This is a genomic window from Pseudomonas cavernae, assembly GCF_003595175.1.
Classification (GTDB): Bacteria; Pseudomonadota; Gammaproteobacteria; order Pseudomonadales; family Pseudomonadaceae; genus Aquipseudomonas; species Aquipseudomonas cavernae.
Genome location: NZ_CP032419.1, coordinates 3077658 through 3095895, shown reverse-complemented (window position 1 = coordinate 3095895; position 18238 = coordinate 3077658). Strand labels below are relative to the sequence as shown.

Below are 18238 nucleotides of genomic sequence, written 5' to 3'. Positions count from 1 at the left end.
CCGATGGACCCGAAACTGCTCGATATTCTTGCCTGCCCGATTACCAAAGGCCCGCTCAAGCTCAGCGAGGACAAGACCGAGCTGATCAGCAAGGGCGCCGGTCTGGCGTTCCCGATCCGCGACGGCATTCCGGTGATGCTGGAAAGTGAGGCGCGCACCCTCAGCGCCGAAGAGCGTCTGGAGAAATGAGCCAGGCCTTCACCGTCGTCATTCCCGCCCGTTACGCCTCCACCCGCCTGCCCGGCAAGCCGCTGCAGGACATCGCCGGCAAGCCGATGGTCCAGCATGTCTGGGAGCAAGCGTGTAAGAGTCAGGCCCAGCGCGTGGTGGTCGCCACCGATGACGCGCGCATCGTCGCCGCCTGCCAGGGTTTCGGCGCCGAAGTGCTGTTGACCCGTGAAGATCATAATTCCGGTACCGATCGCCTGGCCGAAGTGGCTGGCCAACTGGGGTTGGCCGGCGATGCCATCGTGGTCAATGTGCAGGGTGACGAACCATTGATTCCGCCGGCGCTCATCGATCAGGTGGCGGCCAATCTGGCCGCCCACCCGGAAGCGGCGATCGCCACCCTGGCCGAGCCGATCGCAGAGGCGGCCGCGCTGTTCAATCCGAATGTGGTCAAGGTCGTCACCGATCGTAATGGTCTAGCTCTGACCTTCAGCCGCGCGCCGCTGCCTTGGGCGCGCGATGCCTTCGCCGTCAGCCGCGAGCAGTTGCCGGCCGGCGTGCCCTATCGCCGGCATATCGGCATCTATGCCTACCGTGCGCAGTTTCTCCATAACTTCGTCGCCTGGGGCCCGTGCTGGCTGGAAGATGGCGAATGTCTGGAGCAACTGCGGGCGCTCTGGCACGGCGTGCGCATTCACGTCGCCGATGCCCTGCAGGCGCCGCCGGCGGGGGTCGATACCGCGGAAGACCTCGAACGCGTCCGCCGCCTGCTGGGGGCTTGATGCGCATTCTCTTCGTCTGTCTCGGCAACATCTGCCGATCGCCCACCGCCGAAGGCGTGTTCCGTCACAAACTGAGCGAAGCCGGCTTGGTTGAACGGGTCGAGGTGGATTCGGCGGGGACCGGCGACTGGCATGTCGGTAAGCCGGCCGATGCGCGCACCCGTCTGGCCGCTCAGCAGCGTGGCTATGACCTCTCGACGCTGCGGGCGCGTCAAGTCGAACTGGCGGATTTTTCCCGTTTCGATCTGATCCTGGCCATGGATCACAATAACCTGCGTGATCTCGAACGCATGCGTCCGCCTGCTGCCAAGGCCGAACTGGACCTGTTCCTGCACCGTTACGAACTGGCGGTGAGCGAGGTGCCCGATCCGTATTACGGTGGCGCCGAAGGCTTCGATCAGGTGCTGGAGCTGATCGAGCAGGCCAGCGCGGCTTTGCTCGACGAAGTGCGGCAGCGCTTATGAGTCTGCAGGTGTATGAGCGCGTTTCGCTCAAAGCGCTCAACAGCTTCGGCGTCGAGGCGCAGGCGCGCCTTTTCACCGAGGCCCATGACGACCAACAGGTGCGCGAGGCGCTGGCCTATGCGACGCATCAGCAACTGTCGCTGCTGGTGATTGGCGGCGGCAGCAACCTGCTGCTGACCCGCGATGTCGAGGCTCTGGTGTTGCGCATGGCCAGCCGCGGGCTGCGCACTCTCAGCGATGATGGCCAGCGGGTGATCGTCGAAGCGGAGGCGGGCGAACCCTGGCACCCCTTCGTGCTCTGGACCCTGCAGCAAGGGTTGGCCGGTCTGGAGAATCTCAGCCTGATCCCAGGCACAGTGGGCGCGGCGCCGATGCAGAACATCGGTGCCTACGGCGTCGAGCTGAAGGATGTGTTCGTTGGTCTCACCGCCTTGGACCGGGAGACTGGCGCGCTACGCGAGTTTTCCCTGACGGAGTGCGAGTTCGCCTACCGTGACAGCCTGTTCAAGCGGCAGGCCGGGCGCTGGCTGATCCTCCGGGTGCGCCTGGCCCTGAGTCGCACGGCGGCGTTGCATCTGGACTACGGTCCGGTGCGCCAGCGCCTGGCAGAGCAGGGCATCAGTGCGCCGACGGCCAGCGATGTTAGCCGGGCGATCTGCGCCGTTCGCAGCGAAAAGCTGCCGGATCCCGCCGAACTTGGCAATGCCGGCAGTTTCTTCAAGAATCCGCTGGTTTCCGCCGCGCTGGCTGCGGGCTTGCGCCGGCAGCATGCCGATCTGGTGGCCTATCCGCAGTCTGACGGCCAGGTCAAGCTGGCAGCTGGCTGGTTGATCGAGCGGGCGGGCTGGAAGGGCTTTCGCGAAGGCGATGCCGGCGTGCATCGCTTGCAGGCCCTGGTGTTGGTCAACTATGGCCGCGCTACTGGCCGCCAGCTGTTGGCATTGGCCCAGCGCATTCAGGCGGATGTCGCGGAGCGCTTCGGCGTCGCTCTGGAGATCGAGCCGAACGTTCTTTAGTCGCTTGGCCGTAGCGGAGTTGAACCCGGCGGCAAAGTCGTTCCGATGAAATACCGGCCAACAAAAAAGGGATGCCTGAGCATCCCTTTTTTGTGCGGATTGGAGTCTTAAACTAGAGGTTTGGACTCGTCCGTGGCTTCATTGCGCTCGTCGGCCTCGGCTGGCGCGGCCCCTTCGCGGCTTTCCTCATCGCTAACGGCTACTTGCTCAGCCGGGCTGTCGCTTCCTGCTTCGGCAGGCTGGGCCACTGGCTCGGGCTCGCTGGCTGCGGCGGCCTGCTCCTCGGTCTCCTTGGCCAGGCGCTCGGCTTCCCGCTGACGGCGACGTACTTCACGCGGGTCGTTGGCGGCACGCCCGCTGGCAGTTACGGCGGGTGCTGGCGGCGCTTCGCTGACGACAGCTACAGCTACGGGCTCGCTGGCCGGCTCGGGGGCTTGCTCTACCGGGCTTGCCAGCGGTTCTACCGGCTCTGCTGCGATCACTGCTGGAGTGCTCTCAGACGGTGCGGCTTCGACCGGGCTTTCTACCGCAGATGTGTCCACCACGACTGGAGCACTGACCTCGATCGCCGGTGCTTCAGGGGCTGCCACCATCGAGGTTTCGCTTTCCACTGCTACAGCTTCGACTGCGGGGCTGCTGGTTTCTTCCGCCTGTGCCGGTTGCTCGCTGCTCGCTTCACTAGGCAGTTGGCTGGCCAGCACGGCACCGCTAGCCAGTGCGGCTGCAGCTACGGTTTCGCCTTCAGCTTCGACTTCGACTTCACCGGCTTCTTCGCTGCCTTCAATCAGGTTGCCGTTGGCATCGCGTTGGCGCTCGCGGCGATTGCTGCGACGGCGCTGACCACGGGAGCGGCGGCGCGGACGATCACCGCCTTCGCCGGCATCCTGCTCCTCGTCGTTTAGCAGCTCTTCGTTCGGCAGTTCCTCGGCCTCGGTGCCGGCCTGTTCGGCGGCACGTGGTTGACGCTCTTCGCGCGGCGGGCGGGGCTGGCGCTCCTCGCGAGGTTTGCGCTCGGCGCGCTCCTCGGCAAGTGCTTGGGCTTGGCCTTGGCCGTCCAGCGGCTCACGCAATTCGCGCACGCGCTCTTCGCGCGGCTTGCGCTCCTCACGCGGCTTACGCTCTTCGCGTGGCGGCCGCTCGCGGCGATTTTCCTGCGGCTCGCGAGCCTGGCTGTCATCACGCTCACGGGCTTCGCGCGGTTGGCGCTCTTCACGCGGCTGGCGTTCTTCGCGTGGCTTGCGTTCTTCGTCGCGACGACCACTGCGGCTGCGGGTCTGCTGGCGACCGCTGCGGCGCTCATCACTACGCGGCTGGCGCTCGGCGGCCGGCTGCTTCTCGGCGACTACTGGCGGCTGTTCTTCCTTGCCGGCGAACAGGCTGACCAGCGACTTGACCAGGCCTTTGAACAGGCTGGGCTGGGTAGCCGGTTGGGCGACTTCTTCAGCGACCGGAGCGGCTTGTACCGGGGTGGTGCGCGGCGCGGCCTTGATCGCCGCTTCCTGGCGGACCAGGGTGCGGGTGGCGCTAGCCGGTTGGGCTTCTTCGACTTCGGCGGCCGTCATTTCGTAGCTGGATTGGCCACTGATGGCTTCCGGGCTGTCGTCGCGCAGACGCTGGACTTCAAAGTGCGGGGTTTCCAGGTGATCGTTCGGTAGGATGACGATGCGCGCACGGCTGCGCAGTTCGATCTTGGTGATCGAGTTGCGCTTCTCGTTGAGCAGGAAGGCCGCCACCGGGATCGGTACCTGGGCGCGAACTTCGGCGGTACGATCTTTCAGCGCCTCTTCTTCGATCAGGCGCAGGATTGCCAGCGACAGCGATTCGACGTCACGGATGATGCCTTGGCCGTTGCAGCGCGGGCAGACGATGCCGCTGGTCTCGCCGAGGGACGGACGCAGGCGCTGGCGGGACATTTCCAGCAGGCCGAAGCGCGAGATGCGCCCGACTTGCACGCGGGCACGATCGGCTTCCAGGGCTTCGCGGACTTTCTCTTCCACGGCGCGCTGGTTTTTCGCCGGCGTCATGTCGATGAAGTCGATGACGATTAGACCGCCGATGTCGCGCAGGCGCAGCTGGCGGGCGATTTCTTCTGCCGCTTCCAGGTTGGTCTGCAGAGCGGTTTCTTCGATGTCGCTGCCTTTGGTCGCGCGCGCTGAGTTGATGTCGATGGACACCAGGGCTTCGGTCGGATCGATGACGATGGAGCCGCCGGACGGCAGTTTCACTTCGCGCTGGAAGGCGGTCTCGATCTGGCTTTCGATCTGGAAGCGATTGAACAGCGGCACGCTGTCTTCATACAGCTTGATCTTGCTGGCGTACTGCGGCATCACCTGGCGGATGAAGCTGAGGGCCTCTTCCTGGGCTTCGACGCTGTCGACCAGTACTTCGCCAATGTCCTGGCGCAGATAGTCGCGGATGGCGCGGATGATCACGTTGCTTTCCTGATAGATCAGGAAGGGCGCGGCGCGATCCTGCGAGGCTTCTTTGATGGCGCTCCACAGCTGCAGCAGGTAATCGAGGTCCCACTGCATTTCTTCGCTGGAGCGGCCAAGACCGGCGGTACGCACGATCAGGCCCATGTCGGCCGGGGCGACCAGGCCGTTCAGCGCTTCGCGCAGTTCGTTGCGTTCTTCGCCTTCGATGCGGCGGGAAATGCCGCCGGCGCGCGGGTTGTTCGGCATCAGCACGAGGTAACGGCCGGCCAGGCTGATAAAGGTGGTCAGCGCCGCACCCTTGTTGCCGCGCTCTTCTTTCTCAACCTGAACGATGACTTCCTGGCCTTCGCTCAACACGTCTTTGATATTGATGCGGCCTTCAGGGCTCTTCTTGAAGTATTCGCGAGAAATTTCTTTGAGGGGGAGGAAGCCGTGGCGTTCGGAACCAAAGTCGACGAAGGCGGCTTCGAGGCTGGGTTCGACGCGAGTGATGCGGCCTTTGTAGATGTTGGCCTTTTTCTGCTCGCGGGCGCCCGATTCGATGTCCAGATCGTAGAGGCGTTGGCCGTCTACCAGGGCAACACGCAACTCTTCGGGCTGAGTTGCGTTAATGAGCATTCTTTTCATGTAGTACCGTCGGTTTCCGGGCTGCCGGAAACGGCGTTCGGCACACACGACTTTCAGGGTCGGTGTCAGGTGTGCGTCAGAAACGGTTGTCAGTCGTTCCTCTGTCAAACGACGTCGGCCAGTGGGGCCGGGGTCGCGACGGACGTCTCCTGTTGATTGTGCTAGCTGAAGCACTCAGTCAGGAGGAGGAATCAGCCGTCGGTAGCGGACGCGTTGAGCGTCTTCATAAAGCCAGGTGCTACGCAGTCCGACGGTTGTGCATCTCCACCCTACACGCATCACTGAAAATCGGGTGCCGCTCGCAGAATCTGCAGCGGGTTGGCATTTATCGCGATCCCCGAGGGTGACCGCGCGTCATAACTAAAAGGCTATATTCCGGGTTGTTCGCGACCTGTGCGCCGAGTAACCCTTCGGACGGCCTTACGTCCTGAATGTCGTTGCAATTGGTCAGGAGTCGCAGTTTTGGCGATCATCCGTGAACCGGACCGTTTTTGGCGGCGTTCGCGACTATAGCAGCTATGATTAAGTGCTTCAATTCAATAAAAAATTGTTATCATTGCCGGATGACAGAACCTGCCCTCCCGACCTCCGGCGTTCAGCTGCTCGAGGTCGAGCCGGAACTTGCCGGCCAACGTATCGATAATTACCTCCTTGCCCGTCTCAAGGGCGTGCCCAGAACTTTGATCTATCGCATCTTGCGTAAGGGCGAGGTGCGGGTAAACAAAGGGCGCATCAAGCCTGAGTACAAGCTGCAGGCGGGGGATATCGTCCGCGTGCCGCCATTGCGGCTTGCTGAGCGCGATGAGCCGGCCCCACTGGCGCAAGGCTTGCTGGAGCGCTTGGAGGCGGCCGTGGTGTATGAGGACAAGGCATTGATCGTCCTCAACAAGCCCGCTGGCGTGGCCGTGCATGGTGGTAGCGGTCTGAGTTACGGCGTGATCGAGGCCTTTCGCCAGTTGCGCCCGGATGCCAAGGATCTTGAGTTGGTTCATCGCCTAGATCGCGATACGTCCGGACTGCTGATGATTGCCAAGAAACGCAGCATGCTTCGTCATCTGCACGAGGCTTTGCGCAAGGATGGTGTGGACAAGCGCTATATGGCGTTGGTGCGCGGCCACTGGGCGACGTCGAAGAAGCAGGTGGGTGCGCCGTTGCAGAAAAGCAATTTGCGCTCGGGCGAGCGCATGGTCGAGGTGAGTGCTGAAGGCAAGGAGGCGTTGACGCTATTCCGAGTCCTGCGGCGTTTCGGCGAGTTCGCCACCTTGGTCGAGGCAAAGCCGGTTACGGGGCGAACCCATCAGATCCGCGTGCATGCCAAGCATGCCGGGCACTGCATCGCCGGTGATAGCAAGTACGGCGATGATGAGTTCACCCGTGAAATCCGTGATTTGGGCGGCAAGCGCCTGTTCCTGCATGCCTATATGTTGAAGGTGCCCTTGCCGGATGGTGGCGAGCTGCAGCTCGAAGCGCCGGTGGATGAGGTCTGGGCCAGGACTCTGGAGCGGCTCGGTGCGTGATTACCAACTGCTGATTTTTGATTGGGACGGCACTTTAGTCGACTCGATTCAGCGCATCGTCGACTCCATGCGTCTTGCGGCCGATGGCTGTGGGTTGCCCTGGCGCGATGATGTGGCGATCAAGGGCATCATTGGGCTGGGCTTGCCTGAGGCGATTCGCAGTCTCTACCCGGAGTTGCGGGACTCAGCCTGTGCTGAGCGCTTCCGTCGCCTCTACAGTGAACATTATCTGGCGTTCGAGGCGGAGCCTTCGCGACTGTTTGCTGGAGTGGGTGAGGCGCTCGAAGCGTTCCGGTCCGAGGGTTACCGTCTGGCGGTGGCGACCGGTAAGAGTCGTCGTGGCTTGGACGCGGTGCTGGCGGGGCGGGGCTGGCTGGATTATTTCGATGTGACCCGCTGCGCTGACGAAACTGCCAGTAAGCCGGATCCGCGGATGCTTCGTGAGATTCTCGAGCATTGTCGAGTGGCGCCGGAGCAGGCGCTGATGGTGGGGGATTCTGCTTTCGATTTGCGCATGGCCAGAAATGCGGGCATGGATGCGGTGGCGGTCGGCTATGGTGCGCAGCCGCTGGCACTGCTACGCGAGGAGGGGCCGCGCTTGGCGATCGATGCGTTTGCTGAGTTGCAGGCTTGGCTCGGGCGTCGCCCGAGGGGTGAGTCATTGCTTAGGGTGAGTAATTATGTCGGATGAATGGAAGGCGCCAGAGGCTGTCGGCGACGATGGCAAAAGCTGGCAGTTGCTGGAGAAAACCTTGCTGGCGAGCGTGGAGGAGCAGCGGCGTTCGCGGCGCTGGGGGATTTTCTTCAAGCTACTGACTTTTATTTATCTGTTCGGCGCTATGGCGCTGTTCTCCCCGATGTTTGATCTGGAGAGCGGTGCGGTGCGCAGCGGTAAGCATACGGCCTTGATCGAGGTTCGCGGCATGATTGCCGATAAGGAGGCGGCTAGTGCGGATAATGTCGTCGGCAGCTTGCGTAAGGCGTTCGAGGATCCGAGTACCAAGGGTGTGATTCTGCGTATCAACAGTCCGGGTGGCAGTCCGGTGCAGTCCGGTTATATCTACGACGAAATTCGTCGTCTACGGGGCGAGCATCCAGATATCAAGCTGTACGCAGTCATTGCCGATCTCGGTGCTTCCGGTGCCTATTACATTGCCAGTGCCGCCGATGCCATCTACGCGGACAAGGCGAGCTTGGTCGGATCTATCGGAGTGACGGCTGCGAGTTTCGGTTTTGTCGGGGTCATGGAAAAGCTTGGGGTGGATCGCCGTGTCTATACCTCGGGTGAGCACAAGGCCTTTCTGGATCCGTTCCAGCCGCAGAAGGAGGAAGAGACTCGTTTCTGGCAGGGGGTCTTGGATACGACGCATCGGCAGTTTATTGCCAGCGTCAAGAAGGGGCGCGGGGATCGTCTGAAGGATGCCACACACCCAGAACTGTTCTCCGGGTTGATTTGGTCTGGCGAGCAGGCCCTGCAGTTGGGCTTGATCGATGGCCTTGGTAGCGCCAGTTTGGTGGCGCGTGACGTGATCGGTGAGAAGGAGCTGGTCGACTTTACGGTGCAGGAATCACCGTTTGACCGATTCGCGAAAAAAATTGGCGCCAGTGTCGCCGAGCAGGTGGCGCTGCGGGCGGGCTTGCAGGGCCCGGTTCTGCGTTAGGGCTGCTGTGTCTCTGATGAGCCCAGCTTCGGCTGGGCTCTTTCATTTATAGGTGTGTCAGGGAATTTGCACGCCTTCTTGCCGGAGCATGTCGACCAGGCGGATCAGTGGCAGGCCTATGAGGCTGGTGGCGTCGGTGCCTTCTGTGCGGCGAAACAGGCTGACGCCCAGTCCTTCTGCCTTAAAGCTGCCGGCGCAGTCGAAGGGTTGCTCGGCCTCCAGATAGCGCTTGATGCTGTTCTCGTCTAGCTCACGAAAGTGTACGGTGAACGATACGCAGTCGACCTGGCAGCGTCCGCTTGTGCTGTTGAGTAGTGCCAGGCCGGTGAGGAAGTGGACGCTGGAGCCGCTGGCGGCTTGTAGTTGGGCGGTGGCGCGCATTATGTCGTGCGGTTTGCCAAGGATCTGTCCGGCTAGTACCGCCACTTGGTCGGAACCGATAATTAGGTGCTGGTTGTAAGTTGTGGCCAGGGTCTGGGCTTTCTCTCGTGCGAGGCGCTGCACCAGTTCGCTGGCGTCTTCCTCGGGTTTGCGCGATTCATCGATGGCTGGAGTGCTCCAGGTGAAAGGCAGGCGCAGGCGCGCGAGCAGTTCGCGGCGATAGGGTGAGCTGGATGCGAGCACCAAAGGCAGCATGGCGTTCTCCTTATGGTCAAAGACGCGATTCTAGCGGATGGAGCAAGTGGTCAGCGGGTCCGAATTTCCTTTGACAGGGGCAGGGTGCCTCCCTAAAATGCTGCGCCTATGTTGAATGGGCCGATTCCACCTCACGTTGATCCGCGTAAGTTAGCCGATCGTGGCGCCACCCTTGAGGGTGAAATGCCATTGGCTGATTTTGTGCGACTCTGCGATCCGCTTGCCGGGGATGCCGGTATCGTGCGTGCGAAGTTCGTCTTCGAGCGCGACGAGCGAAAAGCAGTGGTTATCCACAGCGCGATCGACGTCGAAGTCAAGATGGTTTGCCAGCGTTGTCTGGAACTGGTCGCTCTGCCGATCCACAGCGAATGCAGTTATGCCGTGGTGAAGGAAGGTGCGAATACCCAGTCTGTGCCGAAAGGCTATGACGTGCTGGAGTTGGGCGAAGGTCCCTTGGATTTGCTGGAGCTGGTTGAGGATGAGTTGTTACTCGCCTTGCCCATTGTGCCAGCGCATGATCCGGAAGATTGCCAGCAGCCGGCGGGCCTTGAAGAGCCGCAGTCGAGCGAGGACGAGGTATCGCGGTCCAACCCGTTCAGTGTATTGGCACAGTTAAAGCGTGACCCAAACGTTTAGGAGTTAATTGATTATGGCTGTTCAGCAGAACAAAAAATCCCGCTCTGCCCGTGACATGCGTCGTTCTCACGATGCGCTCGAGGCCAGCGCTCTGTCCGTTGAGAAGAGCACCGGTGAAGTACACCTGCGTCACCACGTTTCTCCGGAAGGTGTTTACCGTGGTCGCAAAGTGATCGACAAGGGCGCTGACGAGTAATCCTTGTCCGCTCCGATCATCGCGATTGATGCAATGGGTGGGGACTTCGGTCCCCGCTGCATTGTTCCGGCCAGCATCGCCTCGCTGGTGGAGTTCCCCTCGTTAAATCTGGTCCTGGTTGGTCAGGCCCCCCTCCTCGAAGGTCTTATTGCCCGTCATTCCGGCGTGGATCGCTCGCGCCTGCGTGTTGAGCATGCCGGCGAAGTGGTGGCCATGGATGAGCGTCCTGCTCAGGTGTTGCGCGGCAAGCCGGATTCCTCCATGCGTGTTGCTCTTGAAGTGCTGCGCAGTGGCAATGCCCAGGCTTGCGTCAGCGCTGGTAATACTGGAGCGTTGATGGCGCTGTCGCGCTATGTGCTGAAGACTCTCCCAGGGATTGATCGTCCGGCGATGGTGGCGGCCATCCCGACTTCTCGTGGCCACTGCCATTTGCTCGATCTGGGGGCTAACGTCGATTGCAGCGCCGAGCATCTCTATCAGTTTGCGGTGATGGGGGTGGTGGCTGCCGAAGCGCTGGGTATCAGCAGTCCGCGGCTAGCCTTGCTGAATGTCGGCACCGAAGACATCAAGGGCAATCAGCAGGTCAAGTTGGCGGCTAGCCTGTTGCAGCAAGCCAAAGGACTGAACTACATCGGTTATATCGAGGGTGACGGCCTTTATCGTGGTGAGGCCGATGTCGTTGTCTGCGATGGCTTTGTTGGCAATATCTTGCTGAAATCCAGCGAGGGGTTGGCGTCCATGATCTCTGCTCGCATGGAGGCTTTGTTCAAGCAGAGTCTGGGTTCACGCTTGGTCGGTTCGCTGGCATTGCCTTTGCTGCGTCGGTTGCAAGGTGATCTAGCTCCCGCTCGGCATAATGGGGCTAGTTTCCTTGGCTTGCAGGGCATTGTGGTGAAAAGCCACGGTTCCGCCGGGCCGGATGGGTTTCAAAGTGCTATCCGACGAGCGCTGAGCGAGGTGCGTGAGGATTTGCCGCAGCGCCTGCATGACCGGCTGGAGCATCTGTTGCTGTAAGATGTGACCGACTTCGGCGGCTTATCATCCAACTCTCAGTTTTGCCGCGCTTGGCATGGCTGGGCGCATTTCTCTCCCGATGATCAGGCCTTAAGGACTCCATTAAATGTCTGCATCTTTCGCATTTGTTTTCCCAGGCCAGGGTTCGCAATCCCTGGGCATGCTCGCCGAGCATGGTGCTCAGCGGAAGCTGATCCTGGATACCTTCGCCGAGGCTTCTGAAGCGCTCGGCTATGACCTTTGGGCGATGACCCAACAAGGTCCCGAAGAGCAGCTCAATCAAACCGACAAAACCCAGCCGGCGATTCTCGCGGCATCCATTGCCTTGTGGCGTGCGTGGTTGGCCGAGGGGGGCGCGCAGCCAGCTTTTGTAGTCGGGCATAGCCTCGGTGAGTACTCGGCTTTGGTCGCGGCTGGTAGCTTCAGTTTTGCCGATGCGGTGAAGCTGGTTGAGCGTCGTGGTCAGTTGATGCAGCAGGCGGTACCGGCTGGTCAGGGTGGTATGGCGGCTATCCTCGGTCTGGAAGATGATGATGTGCGGGCTGCTTGCGCCGAAGCGGCGCAAGGTGAAGTAGTCAGCGCGGTCAACTTCAATGCTCCGGGACAGGTGGTGATCGCCGGGGCGGCGGCGGCCGTCGAGCGCGCCATCGAGGCATGCAAGGCGCGTGGCGCCAAACGTGCCATGCCGTTGCCGGTCAGTGTGCCATCCCATTGTGACCTGATGCGTCCGGCCGCTGAGCGTTTCGCCGAGTCGGTAGCTGCCATCGCCTGGCAGGCTCCGCAGATTCCGTTGGTGCAAAATGTCAGCGCCACAGTGGTGGCCGATCTTGAGGTGCTTAAGCGCGATCTATTGGCGCAACTCTACAACCCTGTGCGCTGGGTCGAGTCGATGGTCCAGCTGTCGATGCAGGGTGTAACCGGTTTGGTCGAGTGTGGTCCGGGTAAAGTGCTGTCAGGGCTGAACAAGCGCTGCGTGAAGGGCATCGATACCTATAACCTGGATACCCCAGATGCTTTTGCCGCGGCTCGCGCGGCTCTGGCCTGAATCAAGGAGAAGCTGCATGAGCCTGCAAGGTAAGGTTGCACTGGTCACCGGTGCGAGTCGCGGTATTGGTCAAGCCATTGCTCTGGAGTTGGGGCGTCAAGGTGCTGTGGTGATCGGCACCGCTACCTCTGCCTCTGGTGCTGAGCGTATTGCCGAAACACTGAAAGCGAATGGCTTCGAGGGCGCTGGGCTGGTTCTGGATGTCAGCAGTGACGAGTCGGTGGCTAGTACTCTCGAGCACATCCAGCAGCATCTCGGCCAGCCGCTGATTCTGGTGAACAATGCTGGTATCACCCGCGACAATCTGATGCTGCGGATGAAGGATGACGAATGGCATGATGTCATCAACACCAATTTGAACAGTCTTTATCGTCTGTCTAAGGCCGTGCTGCGCGGCATGACCAAGGCGCGCTGGGGGCGAATCATCAATATCGGCTCGGTGGTCGGTGCCATGGGCAATGCCGGTCAGGTCAACTATGCTGCCGCCAAGGCCGGTCTGGAAGGCTTCGGCCGGGCCTTGGCCCGTGAGGTCGGCTCGCGTGCGATTACCGTGAACTCGGTGGCGCCAGGTTTTATTGATACCGACATGACCCGCGAATTGCCAGAAGCGCAGCGCGAAGCGTTGGCGGCGCAGATCCCCCTCGGACGCTTGGGGCAGGCCGAGGAGATCGCCAAGGTGGTTGCTTTCCTGGCCTCTGATGGCGCGGCTTATGTAACCGGAGCTACTATTCCGGTGAATGGCGGGATGTACATGAGTTAAATGTGACCACGGCCTTCAGAAAACTGTCATAGCTGCTGTCTAAAATCCGTTATAAAGCTGCAACAGGTTTATAGACAGATGGTTGGGCTGTTGGTGAAGGTCCGAGGCATTTGGCTTGAAATGCGGAAAACCCTTTCTATACACTTACCCACAGACCAGCTGCCTGGATTTGTCCATTAGGAGTGAAAACAAGGTATGAGCACCATCGAAGAACGCGTCAAGAAAATCGTTGCTGAGCAACTTGGCGTCAAAGAAGAGGAAGTAACCAACAGCGCTTCCTTCGTCGAAGACCTGGGTGCCGACTCTCTTGACACCGTTGAGCTGGTGATGGCTCTCGAAGAAGAGTTCGAGACCGAAATCCCGGACGAGCAAGCTGAGAAGATCACCACTGTTCAGGAAGCCATCGATTACGTTACTGCGCACGCGTAAGAACATGTAATCGTCGGTTCCCGACTCGGAAAAGCCGCACTGCCCCCACCGGGCGTGCGGCTTTTCTTTAAGCGCAATCAATTGGTAGTAGATAGAACAAAGGAGATTACTGTGTCGCGTAGACGCGTTGTGGTCACCGGCCTGGGCATGTTGTCGCCGCTGGGTACCGATGTGCCGAGTAGCTGGCAGGGCATTCTGGCAGGCCGAAGTGGCATTGGTCTGATCGAACATATGGACCTTTCTGCCTATTCCACCCGTTTTGGCGGCTCGGTAAAGGATTTCAACGTCGAGCAATACTTGTCGGTCAAAGAAGCACGCAAACTCGACCTGTTCATCCAGTATGGGATGGCGGCGAGTTTCCAGGCTGTACGTAACTCGGGCCTGGAAGTGACCGACGCTAACCGCGAGCGAATTGGTGTGGCGATGGGCTCCGGTATCGGCGGCCTGACCAATATCGAGAACAACTGCAAAGTGCTGCACGAGCAAGGGCCGCGGCGCCTTTCGCCATTTTTTGTGCCCGGCTCGATTATCAATATGATTTCCGGGTTTATGTCCATCCATCTGGGATTGCAGGGGCCCAACTACGCAATTGCCACGGCCTGCACGACGGGTACGCATTGCATCGGCATGGCGGCGCGCAATATCGCTTATGGCGAAGCCGATGTGATGATCGCAGGCGGTGCCGAGATGGCGGCTTGCGGGTTGGGTATTGGCGGTTTTGCGGCGGCGCGGGCGCTGTCGACGCGCAATGACGAACCGACCCGGGCGAGCCGGCCGTGGGACAAGGGCCGTGACGGCTTCGTTCTTTCCGATGGCGCCGGTGCTTTGGTGCTTGAGGAACTCGAGCACGCCAAAGCGCGCGGTGCGACCATCTACGCCGAACTGATTGGCTTCGGTATGAGTGGCGATGCCTATCACATGACTTCGCCACCGGAAGATGGTGCCGGTGCTGCCCGCTGCATGGCCAATGCCATCCGCGATGCCGGGCTGAATGTCGAACAGGTGCAGTACATCAATGCCCATGGCACCTCGACCCCGGCCGGCGATTTGGCTGAGGCGGCGGCGATCAAGTCGGTATTCGGTGATCATGCCTACAAGCTGGCGGTCAGTTCGACCAAGTCGATGACTGGCCATCTGCTGGGCGCGGCTGGCGCGGTGGAGGCGATCTTCAGTGTGTTGGCGATTCGCGACCAAGTCGCGCCGCCGACCATCAATCTGGATGAGCCAGACGAAGGCTGCGACCTGGACTTCGTGCCGCATCAGGCCAAAGAGCTGCCGATCGACGTCGTGCTTTCCAACTCCTTCGGTTTTGGCGGCACCAACGGCTCGCTGGTGTTCAGTCGGTTTGCCGGCTGATGCTCGTTTGGGTCGACGGTAGCCCGGCTGCGGCACTTTCCGTTAAGGACCGTGGCCTCGCTTACGGCGATGGGTTGTTCGAGACCATCGCCGTCAAGAATGGCCAGCCGCGGCTATTCGCGCGCCATCTGGAGCGACTGGCCGAAGGCTGCGCACGTCTGGGGCTTGCGTGCGACCCCGGGCTGGTTCGCTCCGAGCTCCTGCGTTTTTGCGTGGCGCTCGGTGATGGCGTTGCCAAGCTGATCCTGACCCGTGGTGATGGTTTGCGCGGCTATGCGCCGCCAGTAGCGGCGCAACCGCGGCGTATCCTGCAGGCGAGTCCGTGGCCAGACTATCCGGCGGCGTACGCTGAGCAGGGCGTGCGTCTGTTTCCATGTCAGACGCGCTTGGCCGAGCAGCCCTTGCTGGCCGGATTGAAACATTTGAACCGGCTGGAACAGGTGTTGGCGCGTGCCGAATGGCATGATGCCGAGCATGCCGAGGGCCTGATGCTGGATACCTCGGAACGTGTCATTGAAGGCGTCTACAGCAACCTGTTCGTGGTCAAGGACGGGGTTCTGCTGACGCCTGAGCTGGCGCGCTGTGGTGTCGCTGGCGTGATGCGTGCCGAGTTGCTGGCTCAAGCCCAGCTGCGAGGCATCGTCACGGTCGTGCGCGATATCGGTTATGCCGAGCTGCCCGGCGCCGATGAGCTGTTCCTCTGCAACAGCCTGTATGGCATCTGGCCGGTGCGCGCGCTGCAGGATCATGACTGGCCGGTCGGCCCGGTCACCCGTAAACTCCAGAGCATTGCCCGCGATCTACTGGACTGCTGATTTGTGATACGCAAACTACTGCTGTTACTGGAAGGCTGCGTCCTGCTGCTTGGACTGCTGGTGGTTTTCGTTGCCTGGCAGCAGCATTCCGCGCTCAATCAACCGTTGAACCTCGAGGCGGAACAGCTGCTCGACGTCCCGGCGGGAGCCACACCCGGAGGTGTGCTCAATCGCCTGGAGAGCGAGGGGGTGTTGCACGATGCTTTCTGGTTGCGCCTGTACTGGCGTTTCAATCTGAGCGGCCAGTCGCTACACAGCGGCGAATACCGCATGCTTCCAGGGCAACGGGCTATCGATTTGGTCCGCCTGTGGCGGCGCGGCGAGGTGGTGCAATACAGCCTGACTCTGGTCGAGGGCTGGAATTTCCGCCAGGTGCGCGCGGCGCTCGCCAAGCAGGGCAAGCTGAAGCAAACCCTCGAAGCGCTGAGCGATGCCGAGTTGATGGCGCGGCTAGGTCAGCCGGGTATCCATCCAGAAGGGCGTTTCTTTCCCGATACCTACCGCTATGTCCGGGGCACAAGTGATCTCGACTTGCTCAAGCAAGCTTACACCCGACTCGAGCAGGTGCTCGACGAGGAGTGGCGGACCCGCGCCGACGCTTTGCCATACCGTAATCCCTACCAAGCCTTGATCATGGCCTCGATGATCGAGAAGGAAACCGGCGTACCGGCGGAGCGCGGGCAGATTGCCGGAGTGTTCGTCCGTCGCCTCAAGCTTGGCATGCTACTGCAGACCGATCCGACTGTGATCTACGGCCTCGGCGAGCGTTACAACGGCAAACTGACGCGTGCACATTTGCATGAGCCGACGCCCTATAACACCTACATAATTGCAGGAATGCCGCCAACGCCCATCGCTCTGGTTGGCCGCGAGGCCATTCATGCGGCGCTCCATCCCGAGGCGGGAACGAGTCTGTATTTCGTTGCCCGCGGTGATGGCAGCCATGTCTTTTCGGGCGATCTCGAAGCGCACAATCGTGCCGTTCGGGAGTACCAGCTCAAGCGGCGCACTGATTACCGTTCCAGTCCGGCTCCGATTCCGGAGACCGCAACCAATAAGGACAGCCAGTGACCGGTCTGTTTATTACCCTCGAAGGCCCGGAAGGCGCCGGTAAAAGCACCAATCGCGAATATCTGGCCCAGCGTCTGCACGAGCAGGGCCTCGAAGTGGTGCTGAGCCGCGAGCCGGGTGGCACGCCCCTGGCCGAGCGGATTCGGGAACTCTTGCTGACGCCCAGCGAAGAAGCGATGGCGGCCGATACCGAACTGCTGCTGGTGTTCGCGGCGCGTGCCCAACATCTGGCTGCAGTGATCCGGCCAGCATTGGCACGAGGGGCGGTGGTGCTCTGCGATCGTTTTACCGATGCCACTTATGCTTACCAGGGCGGCGGTCGCGGGTTGGATGCGGCGCGGATTGCCGAGCTTGAATGTTTCGTCCAGGGCGCATTGCGCCCCGACCTGACCTTGGTCTTTGATCTGCCGGTAGAGGTGGGCCTGTCCCGGGCCGCAGCCCGTGGGCGGCTGGATCGTTTCGAGCAGGAAGGTCGCGGCTTCTTTGAGGCAGTGCGTCAGACTTATCTACGCCGTGCCGCCGCGGTGCCGCAGCGCTACCGCGTGGTCGATGCCGCGCAACCGCTGGCGCAAGTGCAGCAGGCCTTGGACGCTTTGTTGCCGCAGATCGTGGAGCGGGCCCGTGGCTGAAGCCTATCCTTGGCAAGATACGCTCTGGCAGCAGCTGGCGGGGCGCAGTCAGCATGCCCATGCCTATTTGCTGCACGGGCCGGCAGGGATTGGCAAGCGTGCACTGGCCGAGCGCCTCATGGCCCGCCTGTTGTGCCGCAGCCCGGCTGGTCTGGAGGCTTGCGGGCAATGCAAGGCGTGCCTGTTGCTGGCCGCCGGCACCCATCCGGACAACTTTATCCTCGAGCCGGAAGAGGCCGACAAGGCGATCAAGGTCGATCAGGTGCGCGAACTAGTCAGCTTCGTGGTACAGACCGCGCAACTCGGCGGGCGCAAGGTGGTGCTGGTCGAGCCAGTCGAAGCGATGAACCTGAATGCCGCCAATGCCTTGCTGAAGAGCCTCGAAGAGCCCTCGGGCGATACCGTGTTGCTGTTGATTAGTCATCAGCCGAGCCGGGTGTTGCCGACAGTGAAAAGCCGCTGTGTGCAGCAGACTTGCCCACTGCCCGGCGAGGCCATGAGTCTGGCCTGGCTGGCGCATGCGTTGCCGGAAAGCAGCCAAGATGAATGCCGCGAGCTGCTGACCCTGGCTGCTGGTTCTCCGCTCACCGCCGTGCGCTTGCGCGAGCAGGGTGTCCGTGAACAGCGTGCTCAGGTAGTGGACGGGGTGAAGAAGCTGCTCAAACAGCAGCAGGCACCCAGCCAACTGGCCGAGAGCTGGAGTGCTGTGCCATTGCCGCTGCTGTTCGACTGGTTCTGCGATTGGGCGCTGTTGATCCTGCGCTATCAGATGACGCGTGATGAGGCCGGGCTGGGGCTTGCCGATATGCGCAAGGTGGTGCAGTACTTGGCCGATAAGGCTGCGCCGGGCAGGGTACTGGCACTGCAGGAGTGGCTGCTGGCACAACGGCAGAAAGTGCTGGCCAAGGCCAACCTCAACCGTGTGTTGCTTCTCGAAGCCTTGCTGGTGCAGTGGGCAAGCCTGCCTGGACAAGGCTAGAA

General features: G+C 61.3%; 20 protein-coding genes. 18 read left to right on the top strand and 2 right to left on the bottom strand.

Going from position 1 to position 18238, the window contains the following annotated elements:
- Positions 1-3: 3 nt before the first annotated feature.
- From D3880_RS14095 to murB, 4 genes are read left to right on the top strand one after another with little or no spacing between them, the layout of a single operon-like run.
- On the top strand, positions 4-189 hold the full coding sequence (locus D3880_RS14095) for a Trm112 family protein (RefSeq protein WP_119894072.1): 186 nt from the start codon (positions 4-6) through the stop codon (positions 187-189).
- A complete protein-coding gene (kdsB, locus tag D3880_RS14090) occupies positions 186-950 on the top strand; it encodes a 3-deoxy-manno-octulosonate cytidylyltransferase (protein WP_119894071.1) in 765 nt (254 codons plus the stop codon). The genes D3880_RS14095 and kdsB overlap by 4 nt, the downstream gene beginning before the upstream one ends.
- Positions 950-1414 carry a low molecular weight protein-tyrosine-phosphatase gene (locus tag D3880_RS14085; RefSeq protein ID WP_119894070.1) on the top strand — a complete coding sequence of 155 codons (465 nt, stop codon included), beginning with the start codon at positions 950-952 and terminating at the stop codon, positions 1412-1414. The genes kdsB and D3880_RS14085 overlap by 1 nt, the downstream gene beginning before the upstream one ends.
- Positions 1411-2430 (top strand): UDP-N-acetylmuramate dehydrogenase, encoded by a 1020-nt coding sequence (gene murB / locus D3880_RS14080; RefSeq protein WP_119894069.1) that lies wholly within the window; start codon positions 1411-1413, stop codon positions 2428-2430. The genes D3880_RS14085 and murB overlap by 4 nt, the downstream gene beginning before the upstream one ends.
- Before the next feature lie 107 nt (positions 2431-2537).
- On the opposite strand, the gene rne is transcribed toward murB, so the two are convergent.
- Positions 2538-5492, bottom strand: a complete 2955-nt coding sequence (rne, locus tag D3880_RS14075) for a ribonuclease E (RefSeq protein ID WP_119894068.1) — start codon at positions 5490-5492, stop codon at positions 2538-2540.
- 563 nt (positions 5493-6055) lie between these two features.
- Here rne and rluC point away from each other — a divergent pair.
- The 3 genes from rluC to D3880_RS14060 are packed head-to-tail and all read left to right on the top strand — an operon-like array spanning position 6056 to position 8670.
- Positions 6056-7009: a 23S rRNA pseudouridine(955/2504/2580) synthase RluC gene (gene rluC, locus D3880_RS14070; protein ID WP_119894067.1), complete on the top strand. Its 954-nt coding sequence runs from the start codon at positions 6056-6058 to the stop codon at positions 7007-7009.
- A complete protein-coding gene (locus D3880_RS14065; RefSeq protein WP_119894066.1) occupies positions 7002-7700 on the top strand; it encodes an HAD-IA family hydrolase in 699 nt (232 codons plus the stop codon). The genes rluC and D3880_RS14065 overlap by 8 nt, the downstream gene beginning before the upstream one ends.
- Entirely contained in the window at positions 7690-8670 is a 981-nt protein-coding gene (locus D3880_RS14060; protein ID WP_119894065.1) for a S49 family peptidase, read from the top strand. The genes D3880_RS14065 and D3880_RS14060 overlap by 11 nt, the downstream gene beginning before the upstream one ends.
- A gap of 57 nt (positions 8671-8727) precedes the next feature.
- Here D3880_RS14060 and D3880_RS14055 read toward each other — a convergent pair whose 3' ends face one another.
- Positions 8728-9306 (bottom strand): Maf family protein, encoded by a 579-nt coding sequence (locus D3880_RS14055; protein ID WP_119894064.1) that lies wholly within the window; start codon positions 9304-9306, stop codon positions 8728-8730.
- A gap of 108 nt (positions 9307-9414) precedes the next feature.
- Between D3880_RS14055 and D3880_RS14050 the strand changes: the two genes are divergently transcribed.
- The 11 genes from D3880_RS14050 (at position 9415) to D3880_RS14000 (ending at position 18236) form a co-directional block, all read left to right on the top strand.
- Positions 9415-9942 carry a YceD family protein gene (locus D3880_RS14050; RefSeq protein WP_119894063.1) on the top strand — a complete coding sequence of 176 codons (528 nt, stop codon included), beginning with the start codon at positions 9415-9417 and terminating at the stop codon, positions 9940-9942.
- Between the two features lie 13 nt (positions 9943-9955).
- On the top strand, positions 9956-10138 hold the full coding sequence (gene rpmF / locus D3880_RS14045) for a 50S ribosomal protein L32 (protein WP_037048542.1): 183 nt from the start codon (positions 9956-9958) through the stop codon (positions 10136-10138).
- Between the two features lie 3 nt (positions 10139-10141).
- Positions 10142-11152, top strand: a complete 1011-nt coding sequence (gene plsX, locus D3880_RS14040) for a phosphate acyltransferase PlsX (RefSeq protein WP_119894062.1) — start codon at positions 10142-10144, stop codon at positions 11150-11152.
- Positions 11153-11258: 106 nt separating this feature from the next.
- The gene (gene fabD / locus D3880_RS14035) at positions 11259-12197 is read left to right on the top strand and encodes an ACP S-malonyltransferase (protein WP_119894061.1); all 939 of its coding nucleotides are present in this window, start codon (positions 11259-11261) and stop codon (positions 12195-12197) included.
- Positions 12198-12213: 16 nt separating this feature from the next.
- On the top strand, positions 12214-12957 hold the full coding sequence (gene fabG, locus D3880_RS14030; protein WP_119894060.1) for a 3-oxoacyl-ACP reductase FabG: 744 nt from the start codon (positions 12214-12216) through the stop codon (positions 12955-12957).
- A gap of 195 nt (positions 12958-13152) precedes the next feature.
- A complete protein-coding gene (acpP, locus tag D3880_RS14025) occupies positions 13153-13386 on the top strand; it encodes an acyl carrier protein (protein WP_058066290.1) in 234 nt (77 codons plus the stop codon).
- Positions 13387-13497: 111 nt separating this feature from the next.
- Positions 13498-14742 (top strand): beta-ketoacyl-ACP synthase II, encoded by a 1245-nt coding sequence (fabF, locus tag D3880_RS14020; protein WP_119894059.1) that lies wholly within the window; start codon positions 13498-13500, stop codon positions 14740-14742.
- Positions 14742-15557 carry an aminodeoxychorismate lyase gene (gene pabC / locus D3880_RS14015; RefSeq protein WP_119894058.1) on the top strand — a complete coding sequence of 272 codons (816 nt, stop codon included), beginning with the start codon at positions 14742-14744 and terminating at the stop codon, positions 15555-15557. The genes fabF and pabC overlap by 1 nt, the downstream gene beginning before the upstream one ends.
- A 3-nt stretch (positions 15558-15560) precedes the next feature.
- The gene (mltG, locus tag D3880_RS14010; protein ID WP_119894057.1) at positions 15561-16628 is read left to right on the top strand and encodes an endolytic transglycosylase MltG; all 1068 of its coding nucleotides are present in this window, start codon (positions 15561-15563) and stop codon (positions 16626-16628) included.
- Positions 16625-17257, top strand: a complete 633-nt coding sequence (tmk, locus tag D3880_RS14005; protein ID WP_119894056.1) for a dTMP kinase — start codon at positions 16625-16627, stop codon at positions 17255-17257. The genes mltG and tmk overlap by 4 nt, the downstream gene beginning before the upstream one ends.
- The gene (locus tag D3880_RS14000; protein WP_119894055.1) at positions 17250-18236 is read left to right on the top strand and encodes a DNA polymerase III subunit delta'; all 987 of its coding nucleotides are present in this window, start codon (positions 17250-17252) and stop codon (positions 18234-18236) included. The genes tmk and D3880_RS14000 overlap by 8 nt, the downstream gene beginning before the upstream one ends.
- Positions 18237-18238: the final 2 nt, after the last annotated feature.

Bases quoted from the DNA above. Each gene is read 5' to 3' on its own strand.
- D3880_RS14050 (WP_119894063.1), top strand. From the start codon at position 9,415: ATGTTGAATGGGCCGATTCCACCTCACGTTGATCCGCGTAAGTTAGCC.
- fabG (WP_119894060.1), top strand. From the start codon at position 12,214: ATGAGCCTGCAAGGTAAGGTTGCACTGGTCACCGGTGCGAGTCGCGGT.
- D3880_RS14060 (WP_119894065.1), top strand. From the start codon at position 7,690: ATGTCGGATGAATGGAAGGCGCCAGAGGCTGTCGGCGACGATGGCAAA.
- pabC (WP_119894058.1), top strand. From the start codon at position 14,742: ATGCTCGTTTGGGTCGACGGTAGCCCGGCTGCGGCACTTTCCGTTAAG.
- kdsB (WP_119894071.1), top strand. From the start codon at position 186: ATGAGCCAGGCCTTCACCGTCGTCATTCCCGCCCGTTACGCCTCCACC.
- D3880_RS14055 (WP_119894064.1), bottom strand. From the start codon at position 9,306: ATGCTGCCTTTGGTGCTCGCATCCAGCTCACCCTATCGCCGCGAACTG.
- acpP (WP_058066290.1), top strand. From the start codon at position 13,153: ATGAGCACCATCGAAGAACGCGTCAAGAAAATCGTTGCTGAGCAACTT.
- D3880_RS14095 (WP_119894072.1), top strand. From the start codon at position 4: ATGGACCCGAAACTGCTCGATATTCTTGCCTGCCCGATTACCAAAGGC.
- murB (WP_119894069.1), top strand. From the start codon at position 1,411: ATGAGTCTGCAGGTGTATGAGCGCGTTTCGCTCAAAGCGCTCAACAGC.
- rpmF (WP_037048542.1), top strand. From the start codon at position 9,956: ATGGCTGTTCAGCAGAACAAAAAATCCCGCTCTGCCCGTGACATGCGT.
- rne (WP_119894068.1), bottom strand. From the start codon at position 5,492: ATGAAAAGAATGCTCATTAACGCAACTCAGCCCGAAGAGTTGCGTGTT.
- rluC (WP_119894067.1), top strand. From the start codon at position 6,056: ATGACAGAACCTGCCCTCCCGACCTCCGGCGTTCAGCTGCTCGAGGTC.
- D3880_RS14085 (WP_119894070.1), top strand. From the start codon at position 950: ATGCGCATTCTCTTCGTCTGTCTCGGCAACATCTGCCGATCGCCCACC.
- fabD (WP_119894061.1), top strand. From the start codon at position 11,259: ATGTCTGCATCTTTCGCATTTGTTTTCCCAGGCCAGGGTTCGCAATCC.